The organism is Pseudomonas sp. H2_A10 (assembly GCF_054680085.1).
On the sequence record NZ_CP162821.1, the window covers coordinates 3,717,434 to 3,737,964 of the forward strand.

General features: G+C 56.1%; 37 protein-coding genes. 18 read left to right on the top strand and 19 right to left on the bottom strand.

The features are described 5' to 3' along the window. Positions 1 to 21 precede the first annotated feature (21 nt). Positions 22 to 441: a hypothetical protein gene (locus AB4O23_RS17310; RefSeq protein ID WP_460060103.1), complete on the top strand. Its 420-nt coding sequence runs from the start codon at positions 22 to 24 to the stop codon at positions 439 to 441. A gap of 66 nt (positions 442 to 507) precedes the next feature. Continuing rightward, positions 508 to 1,134 (top strand): hypothetical protein, encoded by a 627-nt coding sequence (locus AB4O23_RS17315; protein WP_460060104.1) that lies wholly within the window; start codon positions 508 to 510, stop codon positions 1,132 to 1,134. Between the two features lie 153 nt (positions 1,135 to 1,287). Here AB4O23_RS17315 and AB4O23_RS17320 read toward each other — a convergent pair whose 3' ends face one another. Continuing rightward, positions 1,288 to 1,848: a hypothetical protein gene (locus AB4O23_RS17320; RefSeq protein ID WP_460060105.1), complete on the bottom strand. Its 561-nt coding sequence runs from the start codon at positions 1,846 to 1,848 to the stop codon at positions 1,288 to 1,290. 29 nt (positions 1,849 to 1,877) lie between these two features. Here AB4O23_RS17320 and AB4O23_RS17325 point away from each other — a divergent pair, with 29 nt between their 5' ends. Beyond that, positions 1,878 to 2,462, top strand: a complete 585-nt coding sequence (locus AB4O23_RS17325; RefSeq protein ID WP_460060106.1) for a hypothetical protein — start codon at positions 1,878 to 1,880, stop codon at positions 2,460 to 2,462. A 39-nt stretch (positions 2,463 to 2,501) separates the two neighbouring features. On the opposite strand, the gene AB4O23_RS17330 is transcribed toward AB4O23_RS17325, so the two are convergent. The 9 genes from AB4O23_RS17330 to AB4O23_RS17370 all read right to left on the bottom strand — a co-directional run bounded on the left by AB4O23_RS17330 (position 2,502) and on the right by AB4O23_RS17370 (position 6,973). Beyond that, positions 2,502 to 2,816, bottom strand: coding sequence for a hypothetical protein (locus AB4O23_RS17330; protein WP_460060108.1), 315 nt, complete (start codon positions 2,814 to 2,816; stop codon positions 2,502 to 2,504). Between the two features lie 69 nt (positions 2,817 to 2,885). After that, complete coding sequence (locus tag AB4O23_RS17335; RefSeq protein ID WP_460060109.1) at positions 2,886 to 3,356, bottom strand: hypothetical protein; 471 nt, start codon at positions 3,354 to 3,356, stop codon at positions 2,886 to 2,888. Beyond that, entirely contained in the window at positions 3,353 to 3,598 is a 246-nt protein-coding gene (locus AB4O23_RS17340; RefSeq protein ID WP_078825163.1) for a hypothetical protein, read from the bottom strand. Before AB4O23_RS17340 ends, AB4O23_RS17335 begins: the two co-directional genes overlap by 4 nt. A 7-nt stretch (positions 3,599 to 3,605) precedes the next feature. Next, the gene (locus AB4O23_RS17345) at positions 3,606 to 4,169 is read right to left on the bottom strand and encodes a siphovirus Gp157 family protein (protein ID WP_078825162.1); all 564 of its coding nucleotides are present in this window, start codon (positions 4,167 to 4,169) and stop codon (positions 3,606 to 3,608) included. Further along, positions 4,166 to 4,903, bottom strand: coding sequence for a hypothetical protein (locus AB4O23_RS17350; protein ID WP_078825161.1), 738 nt, complete (start codon positions 4,901 to 4,903; stop codon positions 4,166 to 4,168). The genes AB4O23_RS17345 and AB4O23_RS17350 overlap by 4 nt, the downstream gene beginning before the upstream one ends. Then, entirely contained in the window at positions 4,903 to 5,997 is a 1,095-nt protein-coding gene (locus tag AB4O23_RS17355; RefSeq protein ID WP_460060111.1) for a hypothetical protein, read from the bottom strand. Before AB4O23_RS17355 ends, AB4O23_RS17350 begins: the two co-directional genes overlap by 1 nt. A gap of 159 nt (positions 5,998 to 6,156) precedes the next feature. Then, positions 6,157 to 6,351, bottom strand: coding sequence for a hypothetical protein (locus AB4O23_RS17360; RefSeq protein ID WP_135196626.1), 195 nt, complete (start codon positions 6,349 to 6,351; stop codon positions 6,157 to 6,159). Then, complete coding sequence (locus AB4O23_RS17365) at positions 6,348 to 6,539, bottom strand: hypothetical protein (RefSeq protein WP_135196627.1); 192 nt, start codon at positions 6,537 to 6,539, stop codon at positions 6,348 to 6,350. The genes AB4O23_RS17360 and AB4O23_RS17365 overlap by 4 nt, the downstream gene beginning before the upstream one ends. Further along, on the bottom strand, positions 6,536 to 6,973 hold the full coding sequence (locus tag AB4O23_RS17370; RefSeq protein WP_460060112.1) for a hypothetical protein: 438 nt from the start codon (positions 6,971 to 6,973) through the stop codon (positions 6,536 to 6,538). Before AB4O23_RS17370 ends, AB4O23_RS17365 begins: the two co-directional genes overlap by 4 nt. A gap of 182 nt (positions 6,974 to 7,155) precedes the next feature. Here AB4O23_RS17370 and AB4O23_RS17375 point away from each other — a divergent pair, with 182 nt between their 5' ends. Further along, entirely contained in the window at positions 7,156 to 7,488 is a 333-nt protein-coding gene (locus AB4O23_RS17375; protein ID WP_460060113.1) for a hypothetical protein, read from the top strand. Between the two features lie 137 nt (positions 7,489 to 7,625). On the opposite strand, the gene AB4O23_RS17380 is transcribed toward AB4O23_RS17375, so the two are convergent. The 5 genes from AB4O23_RS17380 to AB4O23_RS17400 all read right to left on the bottom strand — a co-directional run bounded on the left by AB4O23_RS17380 (position 7,626) and on the right by AB4O23_RS17400 (position 10,442). After that, a complete protein-coding gene (locus AB4O23_RS17380) occupies positions 7,626 to 8,390 on the bottom strand; it encodes a hypothetical protein (protein ID WP_460060115.1) in 765 nt (254 codons plus the stop codon). A 72-nt stretch (positions 8,391 to 8,462) separates the two neighbouring features. Next, complete coding sequence (locus AB4O23_RS17385; RefSeq protein ID WP_460060116.1) at positions 8,463 to 8,735, bottom strand: hypothetical protein; 273 nt, start codon at positions 8,733 to 8,735, stop codon at positions 8,463 to 8,465. A gap of 61 nt (positions 8,736 to 8,796) precedes the next feature. Further along, complete coding sequence (locus tag AB4O23_RS17390; protein WP_460060118.1) at positions 8,797 to 9,039, bottom strand: hypothetical protein; 243 nt, start codon at positions 9,037 to 9,039, stop codon at positions 8,797 to 8,799. 413 nt (positions 9,040 to 9,452) lie between these two features. After that, positions 9,453 to 9,704, bottom strand: coding sequence for a DUF1654 domain-containing protein (locus AB4O23_RS17395; RefSeq protein ID WP_460060120.1), 252 nt, complete (start codon positions 9,702 to 9,704; stop codon positions 9,453 to 9,455). Positions 9,705 to 9,869: 165 nt separating this feature from the next. Next, the gene (locus AB4O23_RS17400; protein ID WP_460060121.1) at positions 9,870 to 10,442 is read right to left on the bottom strand and encodes a hypothetical protein; all 573 of its coding nucleotides are present in this window, start codon (positions 10,440 to 10,442) and stop codon (positions 9,870 to 9,872) included. A 163-nt stretch (positions 10,443 to 10,605) separates the two neighbouring features. Here AB4O23_RS17400 and AB4O23_RS17405 point away from each other — a divergent pair, with 163 nt between their 5' ends. Then, positions 10,606 to 11,094, top strand: a complete 489-nt coding sequence (locus AB4O23_RS17405; RefSeq protein ID WP_223496437.1) for a DUF2846 domain-containing protein — start codon at positions 10,606 to 10,608, stop codon at positions 11,092 to 11,094. Between the two features lie 397 nt (positions 11,095 to 11,491). Here the strand turns inward: AB4O23_RS17405 and AB4O23_RS17410 are convergent, their stop codons facing one another. The 4 genes from AB4O23_RS17410 to AB4O23_RS17425 all read right to left on the bottom strand — a co-directional run bounded on the left by AB4O23_RS17410 (position 11,492) and on the right by AB4O23_RS17425 (position 13,814). Beyond that, entirely contained in the window at positions 11,492 to 11,818 is a 327-nt protein-coding gene (locus tag AB4O23_RS17410; RefSeq protein ID WP_223496435.1) for a DUF2388 domain-containing protein, read from the bottom strand. Positions 11,819 to 11,922: 104 nt separating this feature from the next. Then, entirely contained in the window at positions 11,923 to 12,831 is a 909-nt protein-coding gene (locus AB4O23_RS17415; protein ID WP_167655231.1) for a DUF7946 domain-containing protein, read from the bottom strand. A gap of 69 nt (positions 12,832 to 12,900) precedes the next feature. After that, a complete protein-coding gene (locus AB4O23_RS17420; protein WP_223496433.1) occupies positions 12,901 to 13,146 on the bottom strand; it encodes a hypothetical protein in 246 nt (81 codons plus the stop codon). Next, on the bottom strand, positions 13,146 to 13,814 hold the full coding sequence (locus AB4O23_RS17425) for a LexA family protein (RefSeq protein ID WP_223496431.1): 669 nt from the start codon (positions 13,812 to 13,814) through the stop codon (positions 13,146 to 13,148). Before AB4O23_RS17425 ends, AB4O23_RS17420 begins: the two co-directional genes overlap by 1 nt. Positions 13,815 to 13,901: 87 nt before the next feature. Between AB4O23_RS17425 and AB4O23_RS17430 the strand changes: the two genes are divergently transcribed. The 13 genes from AB4O23_RS17430 to AB4O23_RS17490 all read left to right on the top strand — a co-directional run bounded on the left by AB4O23_RS17430 (position 13,902) and on the right by AB4O23_RS17490 (position 20,523). Beyond that, complete coding sequence (locus tag AB4O23_RS17430; RefSeq protein WP_223496429.1) at positions 13,902 to 14,117, top strand: helix-turn-helix domain-containing protein; 216 nt, start codon at positions 13,902 to 13,904, stop codon at positions 14,115 to 14,117. Positions 14,118 to 14,171: 54 nt separating this feature from the next. Then, positions 14,172 to 14,786 carry a hypothetical protein gene (locus AB4O23_RS17435; protein WP_223496427.1) on the top strand — a complete coding sequence of 205 codons (615 nt, stop codon included), beginning with the start codon at positions 14,172 to 14,174 and terminating at the stop codon, positions 14,784 to 14,786. A 110-nt stretch (positions 14,787 to 14,896) separates the two neighbouring features. Further along, positions 14,897 to 15,709, top strand: coding sequence for a replication protein (locus AB4O23_RS17440; protein WP_460060123.1), 813 nt, complete (start codon positions 14,897 to 14,899; stop codon positions 15,707 to 15,709). Further along, entirely contained in the window at positions 15,699 to 16,505 is an 807-nt protein-coding gene (locus AB4O23_RS17445) for an ATP-binding protein (protein WP_460060125.1), read from the top strand. The genes AB4O23_RS17440 and AB4O23_RS17445 overlap by 11 nt, the downstream gene beginning before the upstream one ends. Further along, the gene (locus tag AB4O23_RS17450) at positions 16,505 to 16,975 is read left to right on the top strand and encodes a hypothetical protein (RefSeq protein ID WP_460060127.1); all 471 of its coding nucleotides are present in this window, start codon (positions 16,505 to 16,507) and stop codon (positions 16,973 to 16,975) included. Before AB4O23_RS17445 ends, AB4O23_RS17450 begins: the two co-directional genes overlap by 1 nt. Beyond that, positions 16,972 to 17,241 (top strand): hypothetical protein, encoded by a 270-nt coding sequence (locus tag AB4O23_RS17455; RefSeq protein ID WP_068931908.1) that lies wholly within the window; start codon positions 16,972 to 16,974, stop codon positions 17,239 to 17,241. Before AB4O23_RS17450 ends, AB4O23_RS17455 begins: the two co-directional genes overlap by 4 nt. Beyond that, the gene (locus AB4O23_RS17460) at positions 17,238 to 17,843 is read left to right on the top strand and encodes a recombination protein NinG (RefSeq protein ID WP_223496423.1); all 606 of its coding nucleotides are present in this window, start codon (positions 17,238 to 17,240) and stop codon (positions 17,841 to 17,843) included. Before AB4O23_RS17455 ends, AB4O23_RS17460 begins: the two co-directional genes overlap by 4 nt. Next, on the top strand, positions 17,840 to 18,385 hold the full coding sequence (locus AB4O23_RS17465) for a hypothetical protein (RefSeq protein ID WP_223496421.1): 546 nt from the start codon (positions 17,840 to 17,842) through the stop codon (positions 18,383 to 18,385). The genes AB4O23_RS17460 and AB4O23_RS17465 overlap by 4 nt, the downstream gene beginning before the upstream one ends. Positions 18,386 to 18,505: 120 nt before the next feature. Further along, a complete protein-coding gene (locus tag AB4O23_RS17470) occupies positions 18,506 to 18,862 on the top strand; it encodes a hypothetical protein (RefSeq protein WP_460084681.1) in 357 nt (118 codons plus the stop codon). Positions 18,863 to 18,950: 88 nt separating this feature from the next. After that, positions 18,951 to 19,139, top strand: a complete 189-nt coding sequence (locus AB4O23_RS17475) for a Com family DNA-binding transcriptional regulator (protein ID WP_068931904.1) — start codon at positions 18,951 to 18,953, stop codon at positions 19,137 to 19,139. A 6-nt stretch (positions 19,140 to 19,145) separates the two neighbouring features. After that, on the top strand, positions 19,146 to 19,451 hold the full coding sequence (locus AB4O23_RS17480; protein WP_017528152.1) for a hypothetical protein: 306 nt from the start codon (positions 19,146 to 19,148) through the stop codon (positions 19,449 to 19,451). Between the two features lie 392 nt (positions 19,452 to 19,843). Next, on the top strand, positions 19,844 to 20,182 hold the full coding sequence (locus AB4O23_RS17485) for a hypothetical protein (RefSeq protein ID WP_010211438.1): 339 nt from the start codon (positions 19,844 to 19,846) through the stop codon (positions 20,180 to 20,182). Then, positions 20,179 to 20,523 carry a hypothetical protein gene (locus AB4O23_RS17490; RefSeq protein WP_460060130.1) on the top strand — a complete coding sequence of 115 codons (345 nt, stop codon included), beginning with the start codon at positions 20,179 to 20,181 and terminating at the stop codon, positions 20,521 to 20,523. Before AB4O23_RS17485 ends, AB4O23_RS17490 begins: the two co-directional genes overlap by 4 nt. The last annotated feature ends 8 nt before the right edge of the window (positions 20,524 to 20,531 follow it).

Consider the following 20,531-nt stretch of genomic DNA (forward strand, 5'->3'; position numbering starts at 1 on the left):
CTTCGATAAAGGAGCTTTTGAATGACGGACTGGGAGTGGATAAAGGATTACAGCGGGACAATCGCAATCTTTGTGTCAATGATCAGTGGCGGGCTGGCGCTTTATCACTACATCTCCATAAAGAAATCAGAGGACGCTGCGAGGAGATTCACCACGTATCACAAAATGATTCAAGACCTGAACATTGGTGAAGACGGTGAAGCTCAATACATTGATCGACAGATGGCGATCGTTTACGAGATGCGTAACTTCCCGGAATATTTTCCTGCAACACTGCGGCTGCTAAATCGTTCTCTTCCGCGATGGCGGCTCTTTGCAATGGGAAACAATCCTCTTTCTCCGAATCTTTTAGCCGAGGAAGCTGCGCTTACTATTAGGTACATCAAACGTCGCATGGATGAGCGCAGCTACCTCTGCATCCCGGAGGAGGACCGTCTGTAATTCGCCGGCTGGCGCTGTTCAGTGATATGGGGTATTACGGGTGACCAGCAGAGGGAGCAATGACCGATGGGCGTTAAAACAAACAATAAAAGTCAGTTTGATTTTTTAGTTTACGTAGGGCTTGCCATTATTTTTGTGCTTCTTGGTTCGCTTCTTTATTTTTATTTCAATATCTTTGATGGAGATGTATCAAGAAAGCCAGATAGCTGGTCTGCGTTCGGGTCTTTTTTTGGTGGAGTATTTGGCCCCGTCATCTCTCTGGTTACCTTATTTGCATTGTTACGAACCATTCAGCTGCAGAAGGAACTGCTCACTACCCAATCATTGGAATTCGAAGCCTTGTCATCATTGCAGTCAGAGCAGCTTAGCGCGACAAAGCTTTCAGACTACAAAACCCATCAGTTGCAACTTCTTCATCAGCAAGTTTCTATGTTTGAACAAATGCAGGATAGGTATACAAAAGAAGGAGGAAGAATAATGACGACGATATCTGAGTTTCATGGGACAAAGTCGCTCGCGCTTTCTGAACTAGATGTTGCGATAAGAACTACTGAAGATGCGATAAATATGCTGATAAAGCTTTCTATAAAAGTATCGCTATCTACATACGATACAATAGAGCAGGTTAGACACGAAGTGTCCCAAGGCTTAGAAAGCATTCATCCATTTTTTGCGGGCAGTTCCGAAACTTAATGCATTCATAGTAGAATTTTCCGAGAGAGGAAAGAGGTCAGGCCATCCGCAGGTAGCAGCGAACCCTTCAAGCTGTCGCGACTGCTTTTCAGTTACTTCGAAAACAGGTCGCGACATTTCTGCGAAGCGGGCTGGCTCTTCGGCGGGTGCGGGTCAGGCCGCGTTGCTCAGGCCCAGCACCTGTTGGCGTGCATCTTCAAACTCGCTGCCGAGGATCTCGGCGGCGCCCTCGATGTTCTCGTTTCCATCCTCAAGCCTGAGGCCGAGATTCAGGTAAACTACCCCATCCAGCTCGAAGAACACGCCGCCGCACATCCACAGCGCGCCGGGGTTCAGGCCGATCGCCTCCCAGGCCTCGTCCATGTCGATACTGGCGGGGCAATGCTCCTTCCACAGTGCCGACAGGCGCTCATGCTCGGCGACCTGGGCGGCTCGTGCTTCCTTCGGCGTCCCCTTTGCAGGCTTGGCGCTGGACCTAAGAGCGCGGTAGTCGTACTGATCGGGGCGGCACCAGTGCACGTCCAGCTCGCGGCTATCACTGAGCTTCACGCCACCGACATAGCTTCGATTACCCGACCGCATCGGCGAGGCCGCACCACCAAACACCTGGCCAAGCTTGGCGCGCTGGGCGTCCCACTCCTTGCGTTTGGCTTCCCAGGCGATTACCGCGGCAACCACGGCCGGGGCGGTGGTCTTGTACATGTAGTTGCTCATGGATTATCTCCAGTCAGGCGCCGCCCTCCGTGACCGGTGGTGGCAATTTGGTTTGGGTTGGGGTATTACGGGTGACCGGCATGGAGCCGGATCAGGGAGCGCATATGGCTGAAGACACAAAGAATTTCTCAGCATGGATGAGGGCGTCGGACATTCAGTCCTCGGTCTCGCGTTGCGCTGACTTGTTCAATTGTGGAGTCTTTAATTCCAACGGCAGTGCTGGAATTTTATTTGAGTCTGCAATAACGCTTTTGCTGATCCACCTGAATGATTTGTTGCAGAAGGCCAAACTGGATGGGCAAAGAATAGGCTTCGTTGACGACATTGAGATCACAGAAACCATCACTGATGTCACCGATCTTGTTAGGGCATGCAGATATGCCGCGTGTCATGTTCCAAGCGGTGAACACAAAATTGATTCTGGGAAGTTCACATTTTGCGTAGCTTCTGGCTATGGGCCTACAGCCTTCGTTATCAATGGCAAGGAAATGGGCTCTGATTATGCCGACGATATTGCCGTGTATTACGGAAAGCACCGCCTGTATCTTAAAAGACACCTTTTGCGAAGCTTCGAACTGGTTGCGCAAATTTACCGCACCGAGGGTACTTGGTAAGCGCCACGTTCTGTTTCCGGATGCAGCAAGTAGGGTTGGTTATGCTTCTTCGGCGTCGAGCCGTGATGCCTGGCGCTGGCCGTGGCTGTAGAGTTGATGCGCCACGTTTTCGTCAATCACGATTTCGTGGCGCGGACAACTCAAGAACTCGATCAGCTCGTTGTCGCCCATCAAGTCCATCTTCATGATGGCGATCTGCAGAACCTCGCTGATGATCGGAACCTTGCCGCGCAGCCGGATACGCTCCATGGCTTGTTCGATGCCTGGCCGCACCTTGCGCCGCAATTCCTTCTCGGCAACTGCCAGGCGCTTCTCCGCAGCCTTGGCTGACCGTTCCTGTACTGATTTGGCCATGGTCCACCTCTTCTATTCCGCTGGCCGGCAGTGCGAGCCAGGTTTGACGTTTGCGTTGCTGGGTGCGGGCTATGCGGCGCATGAATCGACCTTGACCTGATTCCAGGCGCCGACGGCTTCGAAGATCCGCGCGGCGTGTTCCTCGTCCAGCGATAGGGTGTCGGGAATGGCGATCCAGCCCGAGGCCACCATCTGGCTTTGGTTGGCCTCGTCGCGCAGCTTCTTGTAGCAATGCTCGATCACGTCTTCCAGGTGGTCGGAGAGGTACACGCCATCGGGCGCAACCTCCACCGACTTGCTGTAGCGGTCGCCGCGGGCGTCGATGCAAAGTGCGCTGAGGTAGATCGTCCACCGGTGGGGGATACCACAAACGGCCTGGCCAATCTTCCCGGGTGCGATGTTCTTCAGCGACTTGTAATTGATCATGCCCTGGCGGCCGCTGGGGTCGATATTCACCACAGCGACGTGATTGGATGCCAGCAGCGAGCGGCACGACCGGGCAATGCGTGCCTGCAGGTTATGCGGCTTGCGCTTGCTCATAATGCCTCCGCGAGTTTGCGCAGCGCGTTACGCTCGGCCCGGGTGATGGGCGGCTTTCGGCGCTTGAGGATCGTTTCGGGATCAAGCTTGGTTGCGCGCTTCGGCGGTACCGGGTTGCCTGACATGCTCGGCACCTGGGCGACGGCACCACCCGACGCCAGGAACTGTGCAGTGCGCTCCGAGATTGAAACTGCGTCCTGGCGGTGCTGCTCTACCAGGCTTAGGTGGTTACTGACGTACATGGCGACCTCACTTGATTCGGATCGAACTGTCGCCGCGCTCTAAGTGAGCCCAGGTAGGTTCGGGTAGAAGTTCGTGTTCAGAGTCTTCACCGGCTGCCATGCGCTTGCGTACCGCATCGTTATGCTCGCGGATCTCCTTGAGCTTGGCGGCAATGGCCTTTTTGTCCGGAGCAATGCTCGACTTCACAGTGGTCAGCTCGTCCGGCACCGCATCTTCGTTGTCCACGATCACCCGTTCGCTGCCCATGGCCAGTGTGATGGTGAAGAGCGGACGCTTGATCGACTTGATGTTGGCGGCTTCCATGTTGCGGCGCAGGTAGTCGCTGATCTGCGACACGCTGTTGGACTTGATCCGCTTGAGTTCAGCCAGGCGCTCGATTTCGTTGTCGATGGCCGTCACGTCGCTTTCAATGTTGCGGCGCAACATGACTATGTTGTCAGCCTTGATGTTGAAATCGCCTTGCACCTCGTCCATGGCGTGCTGTAAAGCCTCTTTCAGGCCTTCATCATCGGTGTCGGCCATGGCCTGAAGTTCGGCGAGTTTGCCGGTGAGTGCGTAGAGCTGGGTCATGCTGCTGCCTCCGTGCCTTTCTCAAGGCTTGCTTTGCGCTCTTCGAATGCGCGAGTGATGCGGGCAATGAACGCGGGCTCATTGCGGCGAGTGGCTTCGCGGATGTATTTCACATTCAAAGTTTTCAGTTCGTACGTAGTGACGGCCTTGCCGATGGTTTCAACTGCTGAGGCGAGCCAGTCCACGCGCTCCTGCTTCTGCCGAAGGATTTCAGCGTCCTTGTCGTCGGCGTTTGCGATCGCTTCCTCTTCTTTGAGTTGAGTGACGTACGCTTCGTCATCGAACAGCCCGAGGAACACGTCGGCGCTGAACCCGAGCATCGAAAGCGATTTCTTGATGGCGTCGGTAAGCGATTTTTTTGGCGCTTCGCCGTCAGTGGTCATGCCGTAGGTAGTTTTGTACTGGTACCGAGTGCAGCCGTATTGCTCGATCTCGCCGCGCTGGCCGTCCTGCATGAACCAGAGGGCAATTTTGACTGTGTGACCAATCTCGCGACCTATGCATGCGCGCTTGTCGCCTTCTCCGATGAAGATTTCATGACCCTCATCGAAGCGCTCTTCGACAATCCTCCAGCCCCAACCGATGCCGACCGGACCAAACAACTCGGTGGCCTTCATGGCCATCGCGGTACCGCTCAAGCTGGTGATGTCCTGGCCGTTGACCTTGGCTTTCTTGGTGAACCTGGTGTCGGTTTTATCGACCTTGTTCCAGATATGCATGTTTTGTTCGGACATCACTTGTTCCTCCAGCAATCAGCGCGCTTGACCAGCTCTTTGAAGGAAGTTGCCGGCAGCCTGCTCATGTATTTTTTGTTGTCGCGATACCATTCTTCCAAGGCTGCTTTGGGCGTCTGGATGGCAACGACGTGGGAGACCTGCTGCTTGTATGAGGTCGAGTTGGCGACTTGCGAGTAATACGCGCCGCGCACGACCACGGTATTGGTCATGCCCTGCTTGACCAGACTGTTAAGCTCTTCCTGGGATTGAACGGCAATAGCACCGGGGTGCTTCTGCTGGAACAGCCTGTAGCAGGCCTCCCGCACAAGTTCGGTGCTGCCGTACTCGACATATTCAACGTCGGGAATGCCGGCCTCGATCTTTTCTGCTACTTCATCCAGGCGCCCGGTGTCGATCCAGGCGTTTTTGGATACCTGCTTCAAATCCCAGCCGCTCACCGTTTGACGGTCACGCTCAAGCTGCAGGTGCTCGGGGAGGATGTCGTAGCCGTAGGTCAGGTCTGTGTCACAGACGAAGAGCGTTCCGACGTAGAGCTTCCCCGGCCGGGAGGGCAGAATGTGGCCGTACTTAGTGCCAATGACGTCGCTCATTGGCGGTTGCATGCGAAGGCACATGCTGCGGATTTCCGTTTCGTCTTCCTCGGTGAGGCCGGAGACAACGAACTCAACACCCTGATTCTGCCGATGCGCCAGCGTCTCATTGATGCACAACACTTCCGCGTCGAACTGGTCGCTATGCCGGAACTCCGGAACCCACTGTTTGTTGCCGTTCCAAACCTTCACGTCGTAGCCGTTCCGGGTAAGCACCAGCAAAGCGATTTTGTAGCCTTCGCCAAAGCTACCGATGGCGTCGGCGCGGTCGGCCTTTGACGTACTACCCAACACCAGAGTGCTGGCTTCCAGCCTTGCAAAGCGGCTGGTGATGAACAGTTGGCCGTCGGCGAAGGCGTATTCGAAAGGCGACTCGCTATCCAGCGCGTTCTGGACCAGCTCCCGGATGGCCTCTTTCAGACCCCAGTGGCGGACGTAATCGCGGGACAGGGGAAGTTCGTAGGACTTGGAACGGATGCGATCTGCAATTGCTGCGAGCATGGCGATACTCCCGCGCCATCCTTGCGGGGCGCTGTGAGGTATATGGTTATTGGGTGATTCGATCAGCGAGGGCGCCGAGCAACATCAGGAAGGTGAAGAGGGCAAGGACAGGGAAGGCGCCGCGCCAGATCAGCAGGCGCCGGGTGCGCTGGTGGGTGTTCAAGGCCTAACCCTCACCGCGATCCGCCCGCCCTTCATGGTTGCCGCCAAGCGCTTCGGCAGCGTGGCCACGGCGCGTTCACGCGGCTGGCCGATCACTTCATTAAAGGGGAGGCCGAAGCCCAGCATGATCAGCTTCGACTCAACGTCATCGAGCTGCTCATCAATCAGCGATTTAACCGGCGAGGTGGTCATGCAGCCTCCTTGCGCTGCCTGGTGATTTTCAGCAGGCGCTGGCAGTAATGGTTGAATTCTTCGACGGTGATTGCGTCGCCCGTGAGCATGTTGGTGATCATCCGCGCCACAACCGCCTGGGCGCCAGGCTCGCTACTTGGGTGCACCAGCGCCTCCAGTGCTTCGTCGATAAGGATGTGCGGGCTCATAGGTCCGCATCCACGTCGTCTTCCGCCTCTTCCCGCTCTGCTGCTACCGCGTCGGCGGCGTAGGGGCGGAGCAGATCCATTGCGATCCGCTCGGCGGCTTCGATGGGACGTGGCTGGCCGATCAAGTCAGCAGCGTGGCCGCGCGAATCTGCTTGGCTTCCCAGGATCGACGACAGGAATAACCGGGCGAGCGAATCACGCTGATCCAGGCCGTCGATCTGGCGTTGGTTAAGGTGGCCTTGCAGGTAAGTGCAGAACCGGTCAAACGTAACCGCGTGCGGCTGACCGTGGCGGCGCTTCCACTTGATATCGACGCCGCACACCAGCTGTTCCGCTGAGTGTTCCAGCCACTCCTGTTCCGGATTGGCCTCGCTGACCTCTGGAGGCAACTGAGCGTCGAAACGCCCTTGGCATAATTTCAATACTGCGCTCATGGTCGCCTCCAAGGTGGCGGGTTGTTCACCTGTATTCGTCAACACTCATGCCTCCCGCTGGTTGCCGATGGGCGCGGGAGAGGAGTGCTGACGCAATAGAGGCGGAGATGGGTAAGTGTTAAGCTGATAGGGCTTTGACCAGGAGCTTGCTGGCCTCAGCGTCTATAAATAAGGAGTTTTGAATGTCGGTAAGGATTTGCAGGTTGTCACTATGTTTGGCATGCCTTTGCTTCGCTGGTAGCTCTATTGCAAACGAGAATGAGGAGCTGCATCAAACCGCTCTCACTGCCATTGCAATGGAGCAAGTCTGCGACAAGGCAAACCCGGGTATGAACGCAAGCATCGAAAATGCCTTCGCCAACGAACCGTCAATGGAACGAATAAAGCCTGAAGTTAGAAAAGTGCAATCAGACCCTGCTTATAAAGCTGAAGTGGCAGCGATGGTAAACACGCTAAGCGCTCCACCCTTTCAGGTCCTTCAGAAGGAACTGTGCGGCCCTTACGCCCCAAAATAAGATATTCACGCCGAAGTGAATTTTCTTGCGGTCCTTTCAACGGACGCAGTCGCATTCAGATCATCCCCCGATACAACCTGCGCTTCGGCGCGCAGGTGACCGGGCAGTTAACGACAGGCTGTCGTGGCGCTGGTTGTTCAATCGTAGATGCCGTAGCTGAACTCATCCTCATCACAGTCGACGATGATCTTCGATGAGCCGAAGTAGAGCGCTGCGACCATCTTCTCGAATGGAGAGCGGAATCGCAGGGTCTGGCTGATCTTCTCGCCGTCGATTTTGGCGGAGTACACAGTGCCAACCTCACACCCCTTTTCGTCACGATCCTTGCCGTTACGGTCGAAGCTGATGTGGATGGCGTTGTCGAGCATGTATTCGCTGCGCTCAGAGCTTCTGGAGTAGATCGAGGAATCGTGATCTTTGGGCTTCTTGTCGAAGTAAATGTGCAGGCCGCCGTAGTCAGATGGCTGGAAGCGAATATCTGGATGTTCCCAGTGATCCTCGGCGGCAGACTCTTTGTGATCATCCACGAAGGCCTCCAGAAGAGCTTGCAGGCTGATCACCTCAGGCATCGCATCCTTGTTCAGCACTTCGTCGATCTGCTGCTGCGCCAGGCGCACCATGTCGGCCTCGACGCCGCTGTTTTCCCATTTCTCTTTCAGAGCGGCCGCAATCATGGCGTTGTAGCGCGTCAGTTCAAAAATTGTGGTCAGGTTGGCGGGAAGCGCTGACTTGATCGCTTCCTCAAACTGCTTGCCCATGTCGCCGTAGCGACCAAAGCAGCTGTCGATCACGCTGGTGAACATCTTTTTGACGTGCTCGTCGATGATTTCGACTGGCTTGTCGCTGTATGCAAAAGCGGTGACGCGCTCGGCCAGCAGCGCTTGAAGTGTTTGTTCGCTCATTTGATGCTCCGTGCTTGATCGGTTGGTTTCCCGATGCCCACCGCTCTGGATGGGCATCAGTGAAAAGGTCCGTCAGTCGTCTTCGTCCGCCTCGATCATCTTTTCGATGTCGGCGGCGGCCGGCTTCTGCCAGTTCTTGATCTGGCCTGTCTCCAGGTCGATGTTCAGGATCAGGTAGTCGCCGTAGTGCTGGCCTGGGAAGAAGTCCGGCACATAGCCTTCATAGCTGCCGACCTCTTCGCCCTGGGCGTCTTTCAGGCCAGCAGCGAACCTGTCGCGGACCTTGATGTGCAGGTGCAACTCGGTCACATCGACCTGCACCGTTTTCTGCTGATTGATTTGCATGCAGCTGTCTCCGGGTTGATTTCCCGTCAGGCCCTCTTGCGGAGGCCTGCCAGTGAAATCTTCATGCGACCTGGCCGAAAACTTCACGGCTGAAGCCCTGGATGTTCATGTGCGCGCTGACCGTCATAGCCTTGCGCTGCTTGATGTGGCTGCGCAGCGCGAGATCCGCCAAATTAGCCTGGTCAGCTTCGAGCGTCGCAATTGCCTCGTCGACACCGCCAAACCACTTCTCCAGCAGCCTGGCGCACGATGCTGCTGCCTCGTTGACCACCTCATCGCTTGCTTCGAAAACTGAATTGCTCATCGCTCATTCCTCGGTTGTCATCCCAAGCAGCCCTCGCGAGAAGGCGGCTCAGTGATGCTTTCCGCCGTGGCCCGCTACTGGCGTCGGTCACCGGCTTGAATCAAATGTCACTCCAGCCGCGGGCCTTTCGGCTTGTTCTCCCGCTGGATAACTGTTCTTGGCGCTTTACGCTGCACGCCCGGGTCAGTTGCCAACCCTCTGAACCGTTTAGGCCGGTTCATCGCTGCCTTTGAATCTGGGCCGGTGGTGATCCGGCAATGGGTATCGCTAAAGAACGGCGCAGGTTTCTCTGCTGGCGATTCGCTGTGGCGTCTCGATGGGTACAAATATAGGCACTCCCATATTTATCGTCAATGGGTATTCCCATATATTTTATGGGAGGCGATAAAAAGCCCGCTCACTGGCGGGCTTATTTAGGAATCGCAGTACTCGCGCCAACCGATCCGGACGGCACCATCATCCAGATGCTCAATCCTGTTGCCGGCGGTGTCGCCAATGTCTTGAATGACCTGATGCCAGGCTTCAGGGCTTTCGTCGTCACGCCTGGATACCTCAACCAACTGAATCCTCTGCACTCTGGGGGAGGCAATTATGCGTTGCAGGCGATGGCCCACAAGCTCGTAGGAGTTTCTCGGTTTCGGGGTGGAGTAGGGTGACTGGATCATGCGTCGCTCCTTGCGAATGCTGTATGCATACACAGTATTGATGCTGACATATCTTGGCAAGAGGGCGGCAGGAAGTTTCATGCATAAATGCATATTGCTTTGCGACGACCTTTCTTTTATGCATGAAAAAGCCCGCACATGGCGGGCACTGTGGAGTTAAATGGGTCAGTCAGTAATCGGTGGATACTTTCCGCTGACCGAGTCCCTGTAAACGATTTCGCTGAATAGCCGGGGGCCGTCGCGCATTGTGATCAGGGCTTGCTTGGCCTCTTCCTTTGTTTCGAATGGGCCGGCACCCACGGCCAGACCTATCATTGAAACAACTGGAAGTCCGGTGCTGGCAATTGCTTCGATGGTTCGTTGCTGCTCTTCTTCGTCGCGGCATGCAGTTGAGGCGACCCATCCGTTTTTCAGTCTTGGTGCGGCCACGGGCTCCACATCTGCGCCGCAGTGCTTGCACTTGACCGCAGCAGTCTTGATGCTCTCGGCACACATAGGGCAAGGTCGCGCGTCTTTCTCTGTCTGGGCAGCAGGTGCGCTTTTGCGGCCCAGCAAAACCATGAGCAGGTCGGCGAGCGCAATCACTCCGCCGACAATCGTGTGAACCTGGCGGTCTGCCATGAGGCCCAGGTTGTTCACCCGGCCGCCGGCGCCAGTAGGCACGGACACATCCATGCTCAGCGCGTAGATCAGCCAGCAGACGCCGACGATGAGTGCAAACGTCCCAAATCCTTTCATTGGATCCCTCCCGTAATTGAGTCAGCACCTTACCATTCGTGGCGTACAGCCACCATTGTCGGGAGGCGTGACGGGGGTGTGTCGTGTGCAAAATCAGCATAAAAAGTTTGATTGAGGGCCCGGCAATGTTGATCATGAAGCGCTTAATCAGAATGGAGCGGGTATGACACGGGTATGGAAGATTTCAGCATTTCTCTGGTTGGGGCTCCTCAGCTCCTGCACGATGACAGGGCCAAAATTCACGCCACTTGAAAACGTGGATTCTCAATACGGTGTTCTCTATGTCTACCGGCCCAGTAATTACGATATGGGCTTAATGACCGCCTTGATTTCTTTGGACGGAAAGCAGATAGCGTCTTTAGAGAACGGCGGTTACGTAGCGGTGCCTGTCACGCCAGGTGAGCACACGGTCACCCAGAAATGGAAGGCCGGAATCTTGGGCAATTCCGATCTTGAGGGGGGCACCACGACCACTGTAGTCGGTGTTAAAAGCTCGGAAGCCTCCTACGTTAGCCTCACATCCAACAGCACGAGAGTGCAGGCAAAACAATTCAATGCTGTCGCTGTTGACCTGCAGTGGCAGCTCAATAAAGTACCTCCGCATCAGGCATTGCCCGAAATTTCTCAATGTAGAAAGGTTGAGGCGATCTAGCTGATCGGCGGGCGATATCTAGATCTAAATCGCAGGCAAAGAAAAGCCCGCGATGGGGAGAGCGGGCTTAAAGGTATGTTCACTAAGAGCTGGAGGAACCATAGGCGGTCACCTGTGAAAAGGATGTGAAAGACTGGATTCTCCATTTTTACGTTCTATGATCATCACCACTCTCAATCAGTGTCCTGGCCAATGATCACCTATCGAATCGATAAAACGAGCAAGGGTTGGGCGATGTTCAGGTCGCGAGGAGTTCGCCCCATTATCGAAGCCGATACAAAGGGCAAGCTGGTAAAGCGGGCGGCTCAAATGCTTGCAGGCTCAGCCGTTTCCGTGCGCATAAATGGTTCAAGCGGTAAGTTCCAGGTGCTTCGATTCTAAGTGATGCGAGGATAGCTCAGAACGTAGTCGCTATTGCCTGGGCCAGCTGCATATCAGACATAAGAGGCGATGTGTAGGCCGAACGATAATACCGGGACGCTTGCTCAAACTCCGCACCGCGAATCTCCCCATCAGAGCCGATGAACGCCAGGGCGTCGGTCTTGGCCGATTTGAAATACTCTGGAATTTCCGAGGTAATAGCCGTGGGCGCTGAGATGATCACTGCGGGCACGATGGTGGTGATCATGAGCGTGCCTTGGAACGGGTTGTTGTTTTCTGCTGCAATTGCCTGAGTGCTGCTCAGCACCATAACGGCGATTGCCAGGATCTTCCATGAGTCCATGCTTCGATGCTTCCATTACGATCATAGGGCACCATCATAGCAGAGCAGGGCGCTTGCCAGATACAAGAAGCCCGGCGCTGGGCCGGGCCTTTGATTGGTAGGAATCAAGTTTCTGTAATGAATAGCCTGTGCAACTCCCCGTCCTTGAAGACCGGACGCGCACGCACCTTGAGGCTCGCGTGACTGCCCATAGCTTGTGTGTATGCGTTATTTGGAAAGGACAAGGCGACGTCAGTGATCTTTCCATGAACAGATCCTGAAAAACCTTCGATCTGAACGCGGCACACCCCTGTATCAACGCTAAGGGCGTAAATCCGAGAAATAACGTAGTCGCCAGGATCACCAACAGAAACTTCGCCATTTGATCGAATGGCTAGGGCCTCCGGCTCAGTAATCTCAACTGGATGATCGGAGTCCGCAAATTGCGTGATTTGGTCGCACGACTTACCAATTGGGGCCAAGGCATTCCGCATGGGGGACCTTGCTGCCTCAACCAATAACGGGAGCGTCGCGAGCAATTTCTCAGTCAGCCTTTCAGAGGAAAGATGGGCATTATCGTTTGCCTTGATTAACCCGTTCGCCATCACATGATTGAGGTCCGAAGACTGCTTAGCTTGCTCCCTGATGACCTCTACCAGCTCTTTCACGTCCGAGTTTCCCGATAGTGCTTTCTTGACGTAGGCCAGAACCTGAGCGGTTAACCAGTCGAATGCCTTTTTATAGACATCCGCAAAAGCAGGCATCTGGTGTGTGATGCCTGTAAGTATAACCAGTGTCTGCTCAAAAGATCCTTCTTTGGGAGGTGCTGAGAAGCACCTTATGTCGGACTGTTGGCGTGATGCCAAAACCTCACCATAAATGCAGTAATGACTGATGAGTCTATATAGCCTGGATGCTCCATCCACCGACTTCGCATACTGCCCGGCTTCCAGTAAATGGCGGTTGGCGTCTAGTCCCTCGTACTTCATGTTCATGTGACCGGTAACACCCGTCATCTCATTCCAACCGACCATTGCACATCCTTGAATTTGAAATGACTTATTCCGCTTGTGTTATTTCGTTCCCACGATTCGTCCCGGTCCTCACCTGATTCGCACTCCATAGAAGTAGTTCAGCGCTATCAGCTCAACCACAGCCACGAAAACGCAGAGCACAACGAAGCCGGGGCTGAATACTCGCTTGCGGCCTGACGAGCCCCAGCTAAGACCAGCTGCGTCGGAGTATCCGGGGATCATCATAAGCAGCGCCAGCCAGGCAATGACCCCCACCTTGCTCCAAAAGCTTTGCTTTCGCCATGAGGTCGAAGGTTTTCCAAGGGCGGATGGCATCAGTAAAACTTCTGCAGCGCCTGCACAACCACTCCCACGATCCGGCAGTTCTCGTCGACGGCCTCAATCGGGTAGCTCGGGTTCAGCGGCTTCAGGAACAGTCGACCGCCGTCGCTGACCAGCTTCTTGAATGTGGCTTCATTGCTGTCTGGCAGCTTGGCCACCACCAGCTTACCTGGTGCGACCTCAGCTTCTGTGTCCACAAGGATCAGCGTGCCTTCGGTGATGCTCTGGCCGGCGGGCGCTGTCATAGAGTCACCCTTGACTGTCAGCCAAAACGCCGGGCCTTTGGCGTCGTACTCCGAAAACTCGTAGGTGTCCGAGATTCCAGCCGGGTAGGGCTCCACTGCTTCAGACCAGGCGCCTGCGGCAACCCAGCTCACAACCGGGTAGCGGAATGATTTGGTGGGCTGGGCGGCAGGGGAGACGTTCGATTCACCAGAGCCGGACGTTAATCCAGAAGCCAGCATTGGCCCGATCTCGTCTGAGAGCCATTTGGCGCTCACCCCACATGCGTCGGCGATCTTCACAACGTGTGCGGTGGCTTTTGATTTTCCACGCTCAAGGTCAGAAATCGACGTCTGCGTGATACCAGCTTTAGCGGCCAATTCGCCCTGATTGAGCTTGGCGTGCCGGCGCGCTGCCTTTAAACGATCTTTGAATTCCATCCACCGAGTATTACGGGTGCTCCCATATCCTTGCAAATCGGTATTCCCATAACCTATTATATGGGTATTCCCGTATGGAGGGGCAGCATGAACACTATTTACAAGGACCTCGTTGCCTTCTTCGGCACTCAGGAGGTCACGGCTGAAAAGCTCAAGGTTGATCAAAGCACCGTTTCCGGTTGGGTTCGCGAGAAGCATGGCATGTCTCCAGTGGTTGCCAAGCGAGCGGAGGCGTTGACCAGAGGTGCTTTCAAAAAAGAATCCCTTTGTCCGTCGTTTCCATGGGCCGAGATGGCCGCCTAAGCGACATCCCTGTCCGCCGTTCCATTGAAGCCAGATTAGAAGAGAGCAATCCCCATGCAAACGTCCAGTTCCAGACACACCGTACAAACCCGTGATCAGGTACTGGTCGCCCATGCTCAAAACCAGATCGCGCGCACCAGCTTGAGCCAAGACGACTTCGCTCAGGCGTTGAGCCGTGAGCTGCATCTGTCCTGCGCTGAGAAGGCCGTCGCTAAAGAGGTGCCGGACTTCGCCACGCTTACCTTGCAGAACGATGTATCCGACTTTGTGAAAGCGACCGGCCGCTGGCTTAAGCGTGTTCAGCGCTGGTTGTCCGGCGATCAGGAAATGCCGTCGTGGCTGGAAGAGTCGTGGGTAAACGCCCTTGAGCCTGCATTCCGTGACCACTGCGTAAACGAACTGGCGAGCCGCCACGGACTGACCGGAGCCCGCCAGATGACCAGCGACCAATGCGCGAACAAAAGCTTCGGCGCACTGATCCGCGCCTTGGGCGATGTGATCGACACCGGCAGCGAAGTGTTTGACGACCAGGTGATGTGCGAACTGGATCTGCCGCACCTACCGGCGTTCGCCAAGCAGTGCCGCCAGGTTGAAGCGAAGGTGGGGGAGTTGGGGCGTCGTGCGGAGCAGTTGCTCGCAGGGGCGCGGCCATTGAAATCCATCGCCTGAATTCCAGGCACAAAAAAGCCGACGTACGAGGTCGGCTTCTTCAACAGCTTTATGCGAGAGAAATCATGCCAAACATTTTTGCGTTACACAACCCTCGGGGATTCACCCGTATGGACAATAGCCTTATGGAGGCATTGGCTACGGTTGACCTGCCAGCGCGTGAGCTGCGCGTGCTCATGGCCATTGCACGCCAGACCATCGGCTATCAACTGGAAACCAAACGCCTGACTGCCGACGATATCGGCAAACAGACCAACTTGCGCCGTGACGTCACGTCGAAGGCAATCAGCCACCTCCTTGAGCGTCGGATCATTTTTCGCGTTGGCGGGAGCCGTGGGGATATCGGCATCGCGCCTGTTCGCGAGTGGTCTTTCTTCGAAGAAAAACAACCGAGTCTCACTGAGACCAAAACGTCTCACTCAGACAATATCGTCTCACTGAGACCACCTGCGAGTGAGACCAAAACTGCTCACTCCCTTCTTTATACAAAGAAAGAACCCCTATTAACTCTTTCTACGAAAGAGATTAATCCGCCCCAAGAGCCAATCGAACCTCCGAAGCCTGATCGCAAGACTCCGTTCAGCATGTCCCAGCTGCTGGCCGACAACCCGCACAACGTCCCTGAGCAATTGCTAGCCGACTGGCTGACCCAACGGAAGGCCAAGCGCGCCGCAGTGACCGCCACAGTCTGGGCAACCGTGAACACCGAGCTGGCCAAGTGTGCTGAGGCCGGGATCACCGCAGACGACGCAATCACCGAAGCGCTGAATTCTGGCTGGCAGGGTTTCAAGGCGTCCTGGGTGATCAAACGTCTGGCTGAATCCGCACCGGTGCCAGCGCCCCCATCGCGCCACACCGGTTTTGGTGACCGCAACTACACCGATGGCCTGATTCAGCGTGAGGACGGTTCCTATGCGATCTGAGCCCGCCCAGCAAACCCCTGAACTGCCACCGGGCACCCGCATCCAGCCCGCCGAGTGCGAGACCCACGGCCACTACGACCAGAAGGTTTTCCCGGTGCTGGGCAAGGAGTTGAAAAGCGGATGCCCCGAGTGCAGCCGGATCATTCGCGAGAAGGCTGAAGCTGCCGAGCTGGCCAACAAGGCGATGGAACTCCGCATGGCGATGGAGCGCAAACTCGGCGCGGCACTGATTCCCAAGCGCTTCGCCAGCAAGACCCTGGACGGCTATGTCGCCACCACCACGGAGCAACACAAGGCGCTGAACACCTGCCGACGGTATGCCGCTGAGTTCGCGCAGATCGCTGAGACAGGCCGCTGCCTATTGCTGCTGGGCAAGCCCGGCACGGGCAAGACCCACCTGTCCGTGGCGATCGCCAACGAGATCATGGCCAAGTCCAGCGCGACCGCGGTGTATCGCACGATCGGCGCCGTACTGCAGGCCATCCGCGCCACCTACGACCACTCCAGCGACCAGAGCGAAAGCCAGATCTTGTCGAGCCTGATCAGTCCCTCGTTGCTCATCCTGGATGAGATTGGCGTCAGCAAGGAGAAGCCGAGCGACTTCGAGCTGAGCAGGCTGTTCGCAATCATCAATGGCCGCTACGAAGAGCTGCGCCCGACGGTGATCGTTTCCAATCTGGATGGGCAGTCGCTGCCAGGGGCTATCGGCGAGCGCTGCATTGATCGGCTGCGGGAGGGCGGGGTGATCGTCATTCCATTTGAGTGGGAATCGCAGCGCGGCAAGGAGGGTTTCTGATGTCCGACAAAATCTCAGTCAACTGTCAGGCCAAGCTCTCCGAAGTCATCACCAAAATCAGTGCCATGTACAAAGACAAGAAGTATGTCGTCGTGACCCTGCGCCCGGGCAAGGACCGAACGCTTGACCAGAACCGCTTGTGGTTCGGGATGTACAAGCGCATCGCCGAAATGACCCAGATCGGCGACGCGGCTGACGCCCGCCGCTACTGCAAGCTGCACTTCGGCGTGCAGATCTTACTGAACGAGGATGCCGGGTTTCAGGCTGAGTGGTACCGGGTCATGCGTCATCTGCCCTACGAAACGAAGTTGGCCATGATGGGCGAGTGCCACCTGTTCGGCCCTGATGGCTTCCCGGTGACCAGCCTGTTCAACCGCGCCCAGGGCGTCCAATACACCGACCGCATTGCCCACTACTTCACCGGCCAAGGCGTGGCGTTTTCCGATCTGCTAAGTCAGGAGGCCGCATGAGCCGTAACTTCAAGCCGGGTGACCTAGCGCTGACCCTAGCAACCAAGTACCGGTTTCCTGCTATGTCCCAAGTTGAACTGATTGTCTTTTTGCGTGAAGACCAAAAGGCAGAGGAACCGGACGGGCATATCTGGATCGCCCCCTACGACGGCTGGGTCGCCGGGCGTGGAGAAGGGGAGGGTTATGGATTTTATAAGCCGTCGCAGTTGATGCCGCTGCGTGGCGACTTCACCCCTGAGCAGCAGAAAGCCAAGGAGGCTGTATGACCATCGAACGGAAGCCGGCCAAGCCGAAGAAGTGCCGCGTTGCTCCGTGCAGGGCCTTATTCGTGCCTGCGCGGATGGGCCAGGCGGTGTGCAGCCCGGCGTGCGCAATGATCGACGCGCCCAGGCATGAGCCGAAGGCGCGCAAGGCGCTGGCCGACATCGAGCGCAAGGACATCAAGGTCCGCAAGGAGAAGCTGAAGAGCAGGGCGGATCACTTGCGCGAAGCCCAGGCCGCGGTTAACGAGTACGTGCGCCTGCGTGACGCTCACCTACCGTGCATCAGTTGCGACTCTACGCCGAACGACAGCGACCTCATGACCGGCAGCCGGTGGGACGCTGGGCATTACCGATCCGTCGGCGCTTGCCCAGAGCTGCGCTTTGAGCCGCTGAACATTCACCGCCAGTGCGTGAAGTGCAACCGCAACCTTTCCGGCAATGCCGTGGAGTACCGCATTCGTCTGGTGCTGCGCATCGGTGCTGAGAAAGTCGCTTGGCTGGAAGGCCTGCACCCGCCATGCAAGTACACCGTGGAAGAGATCAAGGCCATCAAGGCCAAATACCGGGCAAAGACCAGAGAGCTGAAAAAAGGGGAAGCCGCATGACCTATCGCAACGTTGTTTCAGCAGTAGTTCGCGCCCTGGCGGCCGAGACCATCACTTCCGCCGGCGGCTGTGACTTTGAGCCTAAGGTTCAGTGCGCCAAGCAGAAGGGGGAGATCGTTGGCAAGGAGGCGGCGTTTCTCCAGGACTGCTGGGTATTTGGGCGGCTTCACAAAGCGCTGACCCCGGCGCACTGGCGCGCGCTGGTGGCGAAGTACTCGACGCATGAGGAACGAAAGCACGGCGCGATACTGGAGTTGCTGAACTCTGTGAAAACGCCCGCGCCGAGACGCTTCCGTGAATGTGCGGTACTGACTTGGGCCATTCCGCAAGTTGCCGGTGCCGAGGGCAAGCGTTCTGCAGCAGTGCTCCCGGCCGCCTGGTACGACATCACCAATTGGGACAATGATGGTAAGCCTGAGTCGACCCGGTACCGTTGGCGCTCAGGGATCCGCAAGACGCTTGATGACCAGGTGAACGAGGCGCTCACTGCCGCTCAGGAACTGCTCGACGCGGAGGGATTAATCGAAAGTTGCGCGGCGTAGCAAATAGCCATTGCAATGAGTGAGAAAGTGAGAGAGTATTTACCCATCCTGTCGATCTTGCGCGTTAGGGATTTACATAAAAAAGCCCGGCAGCTGTGTCGGGTTTTTTGTTGAGGTGATATGGATACTGCCCATAAGTATAGCCAGGTTTTTTTTGCGGCTCTTTTCGTTCCTGGTTTCGTTTCCGCCGCCCTGGTAGTTGCTCTATCGCAGGCTCGAATAAAATTCCCCACTATTTCTCGCTGGGTAGCCGTAGTGCTATTCGGAACAGGATTATTGTTTAGCGCTGGCGCGTTGCCAGCATGGCAGATCCTGTTCCCTGAGCCTTGCCTTTATTCTTTTACCAAGCCAATGAGCATGTGCTGGATGCAGCCATTTGCAATTTTTCAGATGGGATTGTTTGCAGACCTGCTCGGCGCGCTAACTGCTCTTCTATCGATAAAAATATGGCGAGTCATGGCCAGGATGCGCGTTTAAAACACCTTACGAAACACAGATGCCTAGCCTTCGCGCTGGGCTTTTTATTGCCCAAGGAAAAGGGCGATTCAGCAAAAGGAATTTGCAGATGTTGAAAGAATTCAGATGCGGTAACTGCAAAAGACTTCTCGCCCGTACGGGTGGGTTTACAGAGCTCCAGATCAAGTGTTCCCGATGCGGGACGTTGAATCATGCGAAGGACAAGATCCTCGAGCAATCGCCTTTGAGCGACATGAAAGCGGAATCCTCCGCGACAAATCATTCGACTCAAAGGTAAATAAATATGGACCAAGTAAAAGCAGGCGCGAAATTCATCAACCTCATCGGCTTCGATGCCTATGTTCGGCCTATGATCTCGCCATCCCAGAACACCACGGGCATCGTGATCCGCACGTGCATCAACAACGGCGGCCGACTGTACACGGGAACTGTGGCGCCAGTTTATGAGACGCTGAAAAGCTCTCCGGTCGTTTGCGCGGTTCAGGGCCAGGTTCCGTTCGAGATTCTGATCCCTGGCGGTCAGGGGCTCTGGTATGCGCCGGGTAACAGCGACTCTTCCCTTTACGTGACTTATGACGTACTGCCCTGACCGGCAGTTGATCTTGTTCATGTAGCAAATTAAGCCCTGTGATCGCGCGGGGCTTTTTTATACCTCGAGTTTACCTGTAGCCAGGACAGCCTCACGGAAGGCCTGGACGTTGATAAGCCGGTAGTGCAGCGCTACGGAAAAACACCGGCAGCTCGCGCACCCTGACCTGACTGTGCTTCCAGGGTGGCGCGAGACAAGAACGGCGAGATCGATGCATTGGGGCGTCGACGCTGTGGTTGTCTTTGGCTGACAGCGGGAAAGACCGCACACCTACTCAGGGCCTCGATATTGATCGAGGCCTTTCAGTTTTCGGCCCCACCACACCCATCGCTATGAGCTGGGAGTGCTGCTGGGGCTGACCTATTCCAAACATGCCCCACGGAGTCGAGCGCATGGAGTATCTACAGCGCCTGCTCGACAAGATCGACAGGTTCGAATTGTTGATTGCGGGCCTGATTGGAGCCGTTGTTGCGAGCTGGTGGCACAAGGACGACTTGTCCGACTGGCGCGCGTGGATGGTGTTCTTGATCACTGGTGTTGCCTGCTCGCTGTACCTGACGAGCATGGTCAGCGCCTACCTGAATGTCACCGAGCCAAAGATCGTCGCCGGCATCGGCTTCTTGCTGGGCACATTCGGCGGCTCGCTCCTGGCAGCAATCAACCGAGCCATCAAAGCCGCTGACCTCTGGGCGCTCATTCGCCAGCGGTTCGGGGGAGGCAATCCACCATGAATCTTGAACTGATCAACTCCATCGCCTGCGGCCTTATCGCGCTGTGGGCAGCCTGGTGCGTACTAAGCGGGAAGGTGAGGGACGGCATCCTCGGGAAGCTGATCTACACCACGATCGCCATCACAGGGTTCGTCGTATCGGTACGTAGCCAGAACATTTTCTTCGGCCCGACCACCGCGGGCCTGACACTGCATGTCGCCCTGGCCCTGGCCGGTGCCCGCCATATCTTCATGGTCACGTACTGGCAGCAGGTTAAGGCTTGGCTATGCCGGACGCTGAACTGCGAGCACTGCTTGAGCTGCCCGAAAGCGCCGGAAGGTGTAGAGCGGCACAAGCAGTAATCGGCGCC

Coding starts and splice junctions, on each gene's coding strand:
- AB4O23_RS17475 (WP_068931904.1), top strand. CDS start 18,951: ATGTTGAAAGAATTCAGATGCGGTAACTGCAAAAGACTTCTCGCCCGT.
- AB4O23_RS17465 (WP_223496421.1), top strand. CDS start 17,840: ATGACCTATCGCAACGTTGTTTCAGCAGTAGTTCGCGCCCTGGCGGCC.
- AB4O23_RS17355 (WP_460060111.1), bottom strand. CDS start 5,997: ATGCTCGCAGCAATTGCAGATCGCATCCGTTCCAAGTCCTACGAACTT.
- AB4O23_RS17400 (WP_460060121.1), bottom strand. CDS start 10,442: ATGAAAGGATTTGGGACGTTTGCACTCATCGTCGGCGTCTGCTGGCTG.
- AB4O23_RS17410 (WP_223496435.1), bottom strand. CDS start 11,818: ATGGACTCATGGAAGATCCTGGCAATCGCCGTTATGGTGCTGAGCAGC.
- AB4O23_RS17450 (WP_460060127.1), top strand. CDS start 16,505: ATGTCCGACAAAATCTCAGTCAACTGTCAGGCCAAGCTCTCCGAAGTC.
- AB4O23_RS17370 (WP_460060112.1), bottom strand. CDS start 6,973: ATGAGCGCAGTATTGAAATTATGCCAAGGGCGTTTCGACGCTCAGTTG.
- AB4O23_RS17425 (WP_223496431.1), bottom strand. CDS start 13,814: ATGGAATTCAAAGATCGTTTAAAGGCAGCGCGCCGGCACGCCAAGCTC.
- AB4O23_RS17480 (WP_017528152.1), top strand. CDS start 19,146: ATGGACCAAGTAAAAGCAGGCGCGAAATTCATCAACCTCATCGGCTTC.
- AB4O23_RS17440 (WP_460060123.1), top strand. CDS start 14,897: ATGGACAATAGCCTTATGGAGGCATTGGCTACGGTTGACCTGCCAGCG.
- AB4O23_RS17395 (WP_460060120.1), bottom strand. CDS start 9,704: ATGATCCAGTCACCCTACTCCACCCCGAAACCGAGAAACTCCTACGAG.
- AB4O23_RS17375 (WP_460060113.1), top strand. CDS start 7,156: ATGTCGGTAAGGATTTGCAGGTTGTCACTATGTTTGGCATGCCTTTGC.
- AB4O23_RS17460 (WP_223496423.1), top strand. CDS start 17,238: ATGACCATCGAACGGAAGCCGGCCAAGCCGAAGAAGTGCCGCGTTGCT.
- AB4O23_RS17405 (WP_223496437.1), top strand. CDS start 10,606: ATGACACGGGTATGGAAGATTTCAGCATTTCTCTGGTTGGGGCTCCTC.
- AB4O23_RS17455 (WP_068931908.1), top strand. CDS start 16,972: ATGAGCCGTAACTTCAAGCCGGGTGACCTAGCGCTGACCCTAGCAACC.
- AB4O23_RS17320 (WP_460060105.1), bottom strand. CDS start 1,848: ATGAGCAACTACATGTACAAGACCACCGCCCCGGCCGTGGTTGCCGCG.
- AB4O23_RS17470 (WP_460084681.1), top strand. CDS start 18,506: ATGGATACTGCCCATAAGTATAGCCAGGTTTTTTTTGCGGCTCTTTTC.
- AB4O23_RS17350 (WP_078825161.1), bottom strand. CDS start 4,903: ATGTCCGAACAAAACATGCATATCTGGAACAAGGTCGATAAAACCGAC.
- AB4O23_RS17345 (WP_078825162.1), bottom strand. CDS start 4,169: ATGACCCAGCTCTACGCACTCACCGGCAAACTCGCCGAACTTCAGGCC.
- AB4O23_RS17485 (WP_010211438.1), top strand. CDS start 19,844: ATGGAGTATCTACAGCGCCTGCTCGACAAGATCGACAGGTTCGAATTG.
- AB4O23_RS17380 (WP_460060115.1), bottom strand. CDS start 8,390: ATGAGCGAACAAACACTTCAAGCGCTGCTGGCCGAGCGCGTCACCGCT.
- AB4O23_RS17415 (WP_167655231.1), bottom strand. CDS start 12,831: ATGGTCGGTTGGAATGAGATGACGGGTGTTACCGGTCACATGAACATG.
- AB4O23_RS17365 (WP_135196627.1), bottom strand. CDS start 6,539: ATGAGCCCGCACATCCTTATCGACGAAGCACTGGAGGCGCTGGTGCAC.
- AB4O23_RS17390 (WP_460060118.1), bottom strand. CDS start 9,039: ATGAGCAATTCAGTTTTCGAAGCAAGCGATGAGGTGGTCAACGAGGCA.
- AB4O23_RS17435 (WP_223496427.1), top strand. CDS start 14,172: ATGCAAACGTCCAGTTCCAGACACACCGTACAAACCCGTGATCAGGTA.
- AB4O23_RS17490 (WP_460060130.1), top strand. CDS start 20,179: ATGAATCTTGAACTGATCAACTCCATCGCCTGCGGCCTTATCGCGCTG.
- AB4O23_RS17330 (WP_460060108.1), bottom strand. CDS start 2,816: ATGGCCAAATCAGTACAGGAACGGTCAGCCAAGGCTGCGGAGAAGCGC.
- AB4O23_RS17420 (WP_223496433.1), bottom strand. CDS start 13,146: ATGCCATCCGCCCTTGGAAAACCTTCGACCTCATGGCGAAAGCAAAGC.
- AB4O23_RS17340 (WP_078825163.1), bottom strand. CDS start 3,598: ATGTACGTCAGTAACCACCTAAGCCTGGTAGAGCAGCACCGCCAGGAC.
- AB4O23_RS17385 (WP_460060116.1), bottom strand. CDS start 8,735: ATGCAAATCAATCAGCAGAAAACGGTGCAGGTCGATGTGACCGAGTTG.
- AB4O23_RS17430 (WP_223496429.1), top strand. CDS start 13,902: ATGAACACTATTTACAAGGACCTCGTTGCCTTCTTCGGCACTCAGGAG.
- AB4O23_RS17315 (WP_460060104.1), top strand. CDS start 508: ATGGGCGTTAAAACAAACAATAAAAGTCAGTTTGATTTTTTAGTTTAC.
- AB4O23_RS17445 (WP_460060125.1), top strand. CDS start 15,699: ATGCGATCTGAGCCCGCCCAGCAAACCCCTGAACTGCCACCGGGCACC.
- AB4O23_RS17310 (WP_460060103.1), top strand. CDS start 22: ATGACGGACTGGGAGTGGATAAAGGATTACAGCGGGACAATCGCAATC.
- AB4O23_RS17360 (WP_135196626.1), bottom strand. CDS start 6,351: ATGACCACCTCGCCGGTTAAATCGCTGATTGATGAGCAGCTCGATGAC.
- AB4O23_RS17335 (WP_460060109.1), bottom strand. CDS start 3,356: ATGAGCAAGCGCAAGCCGCATAACCTGCAGGCACGCATTGCCCGGTCG.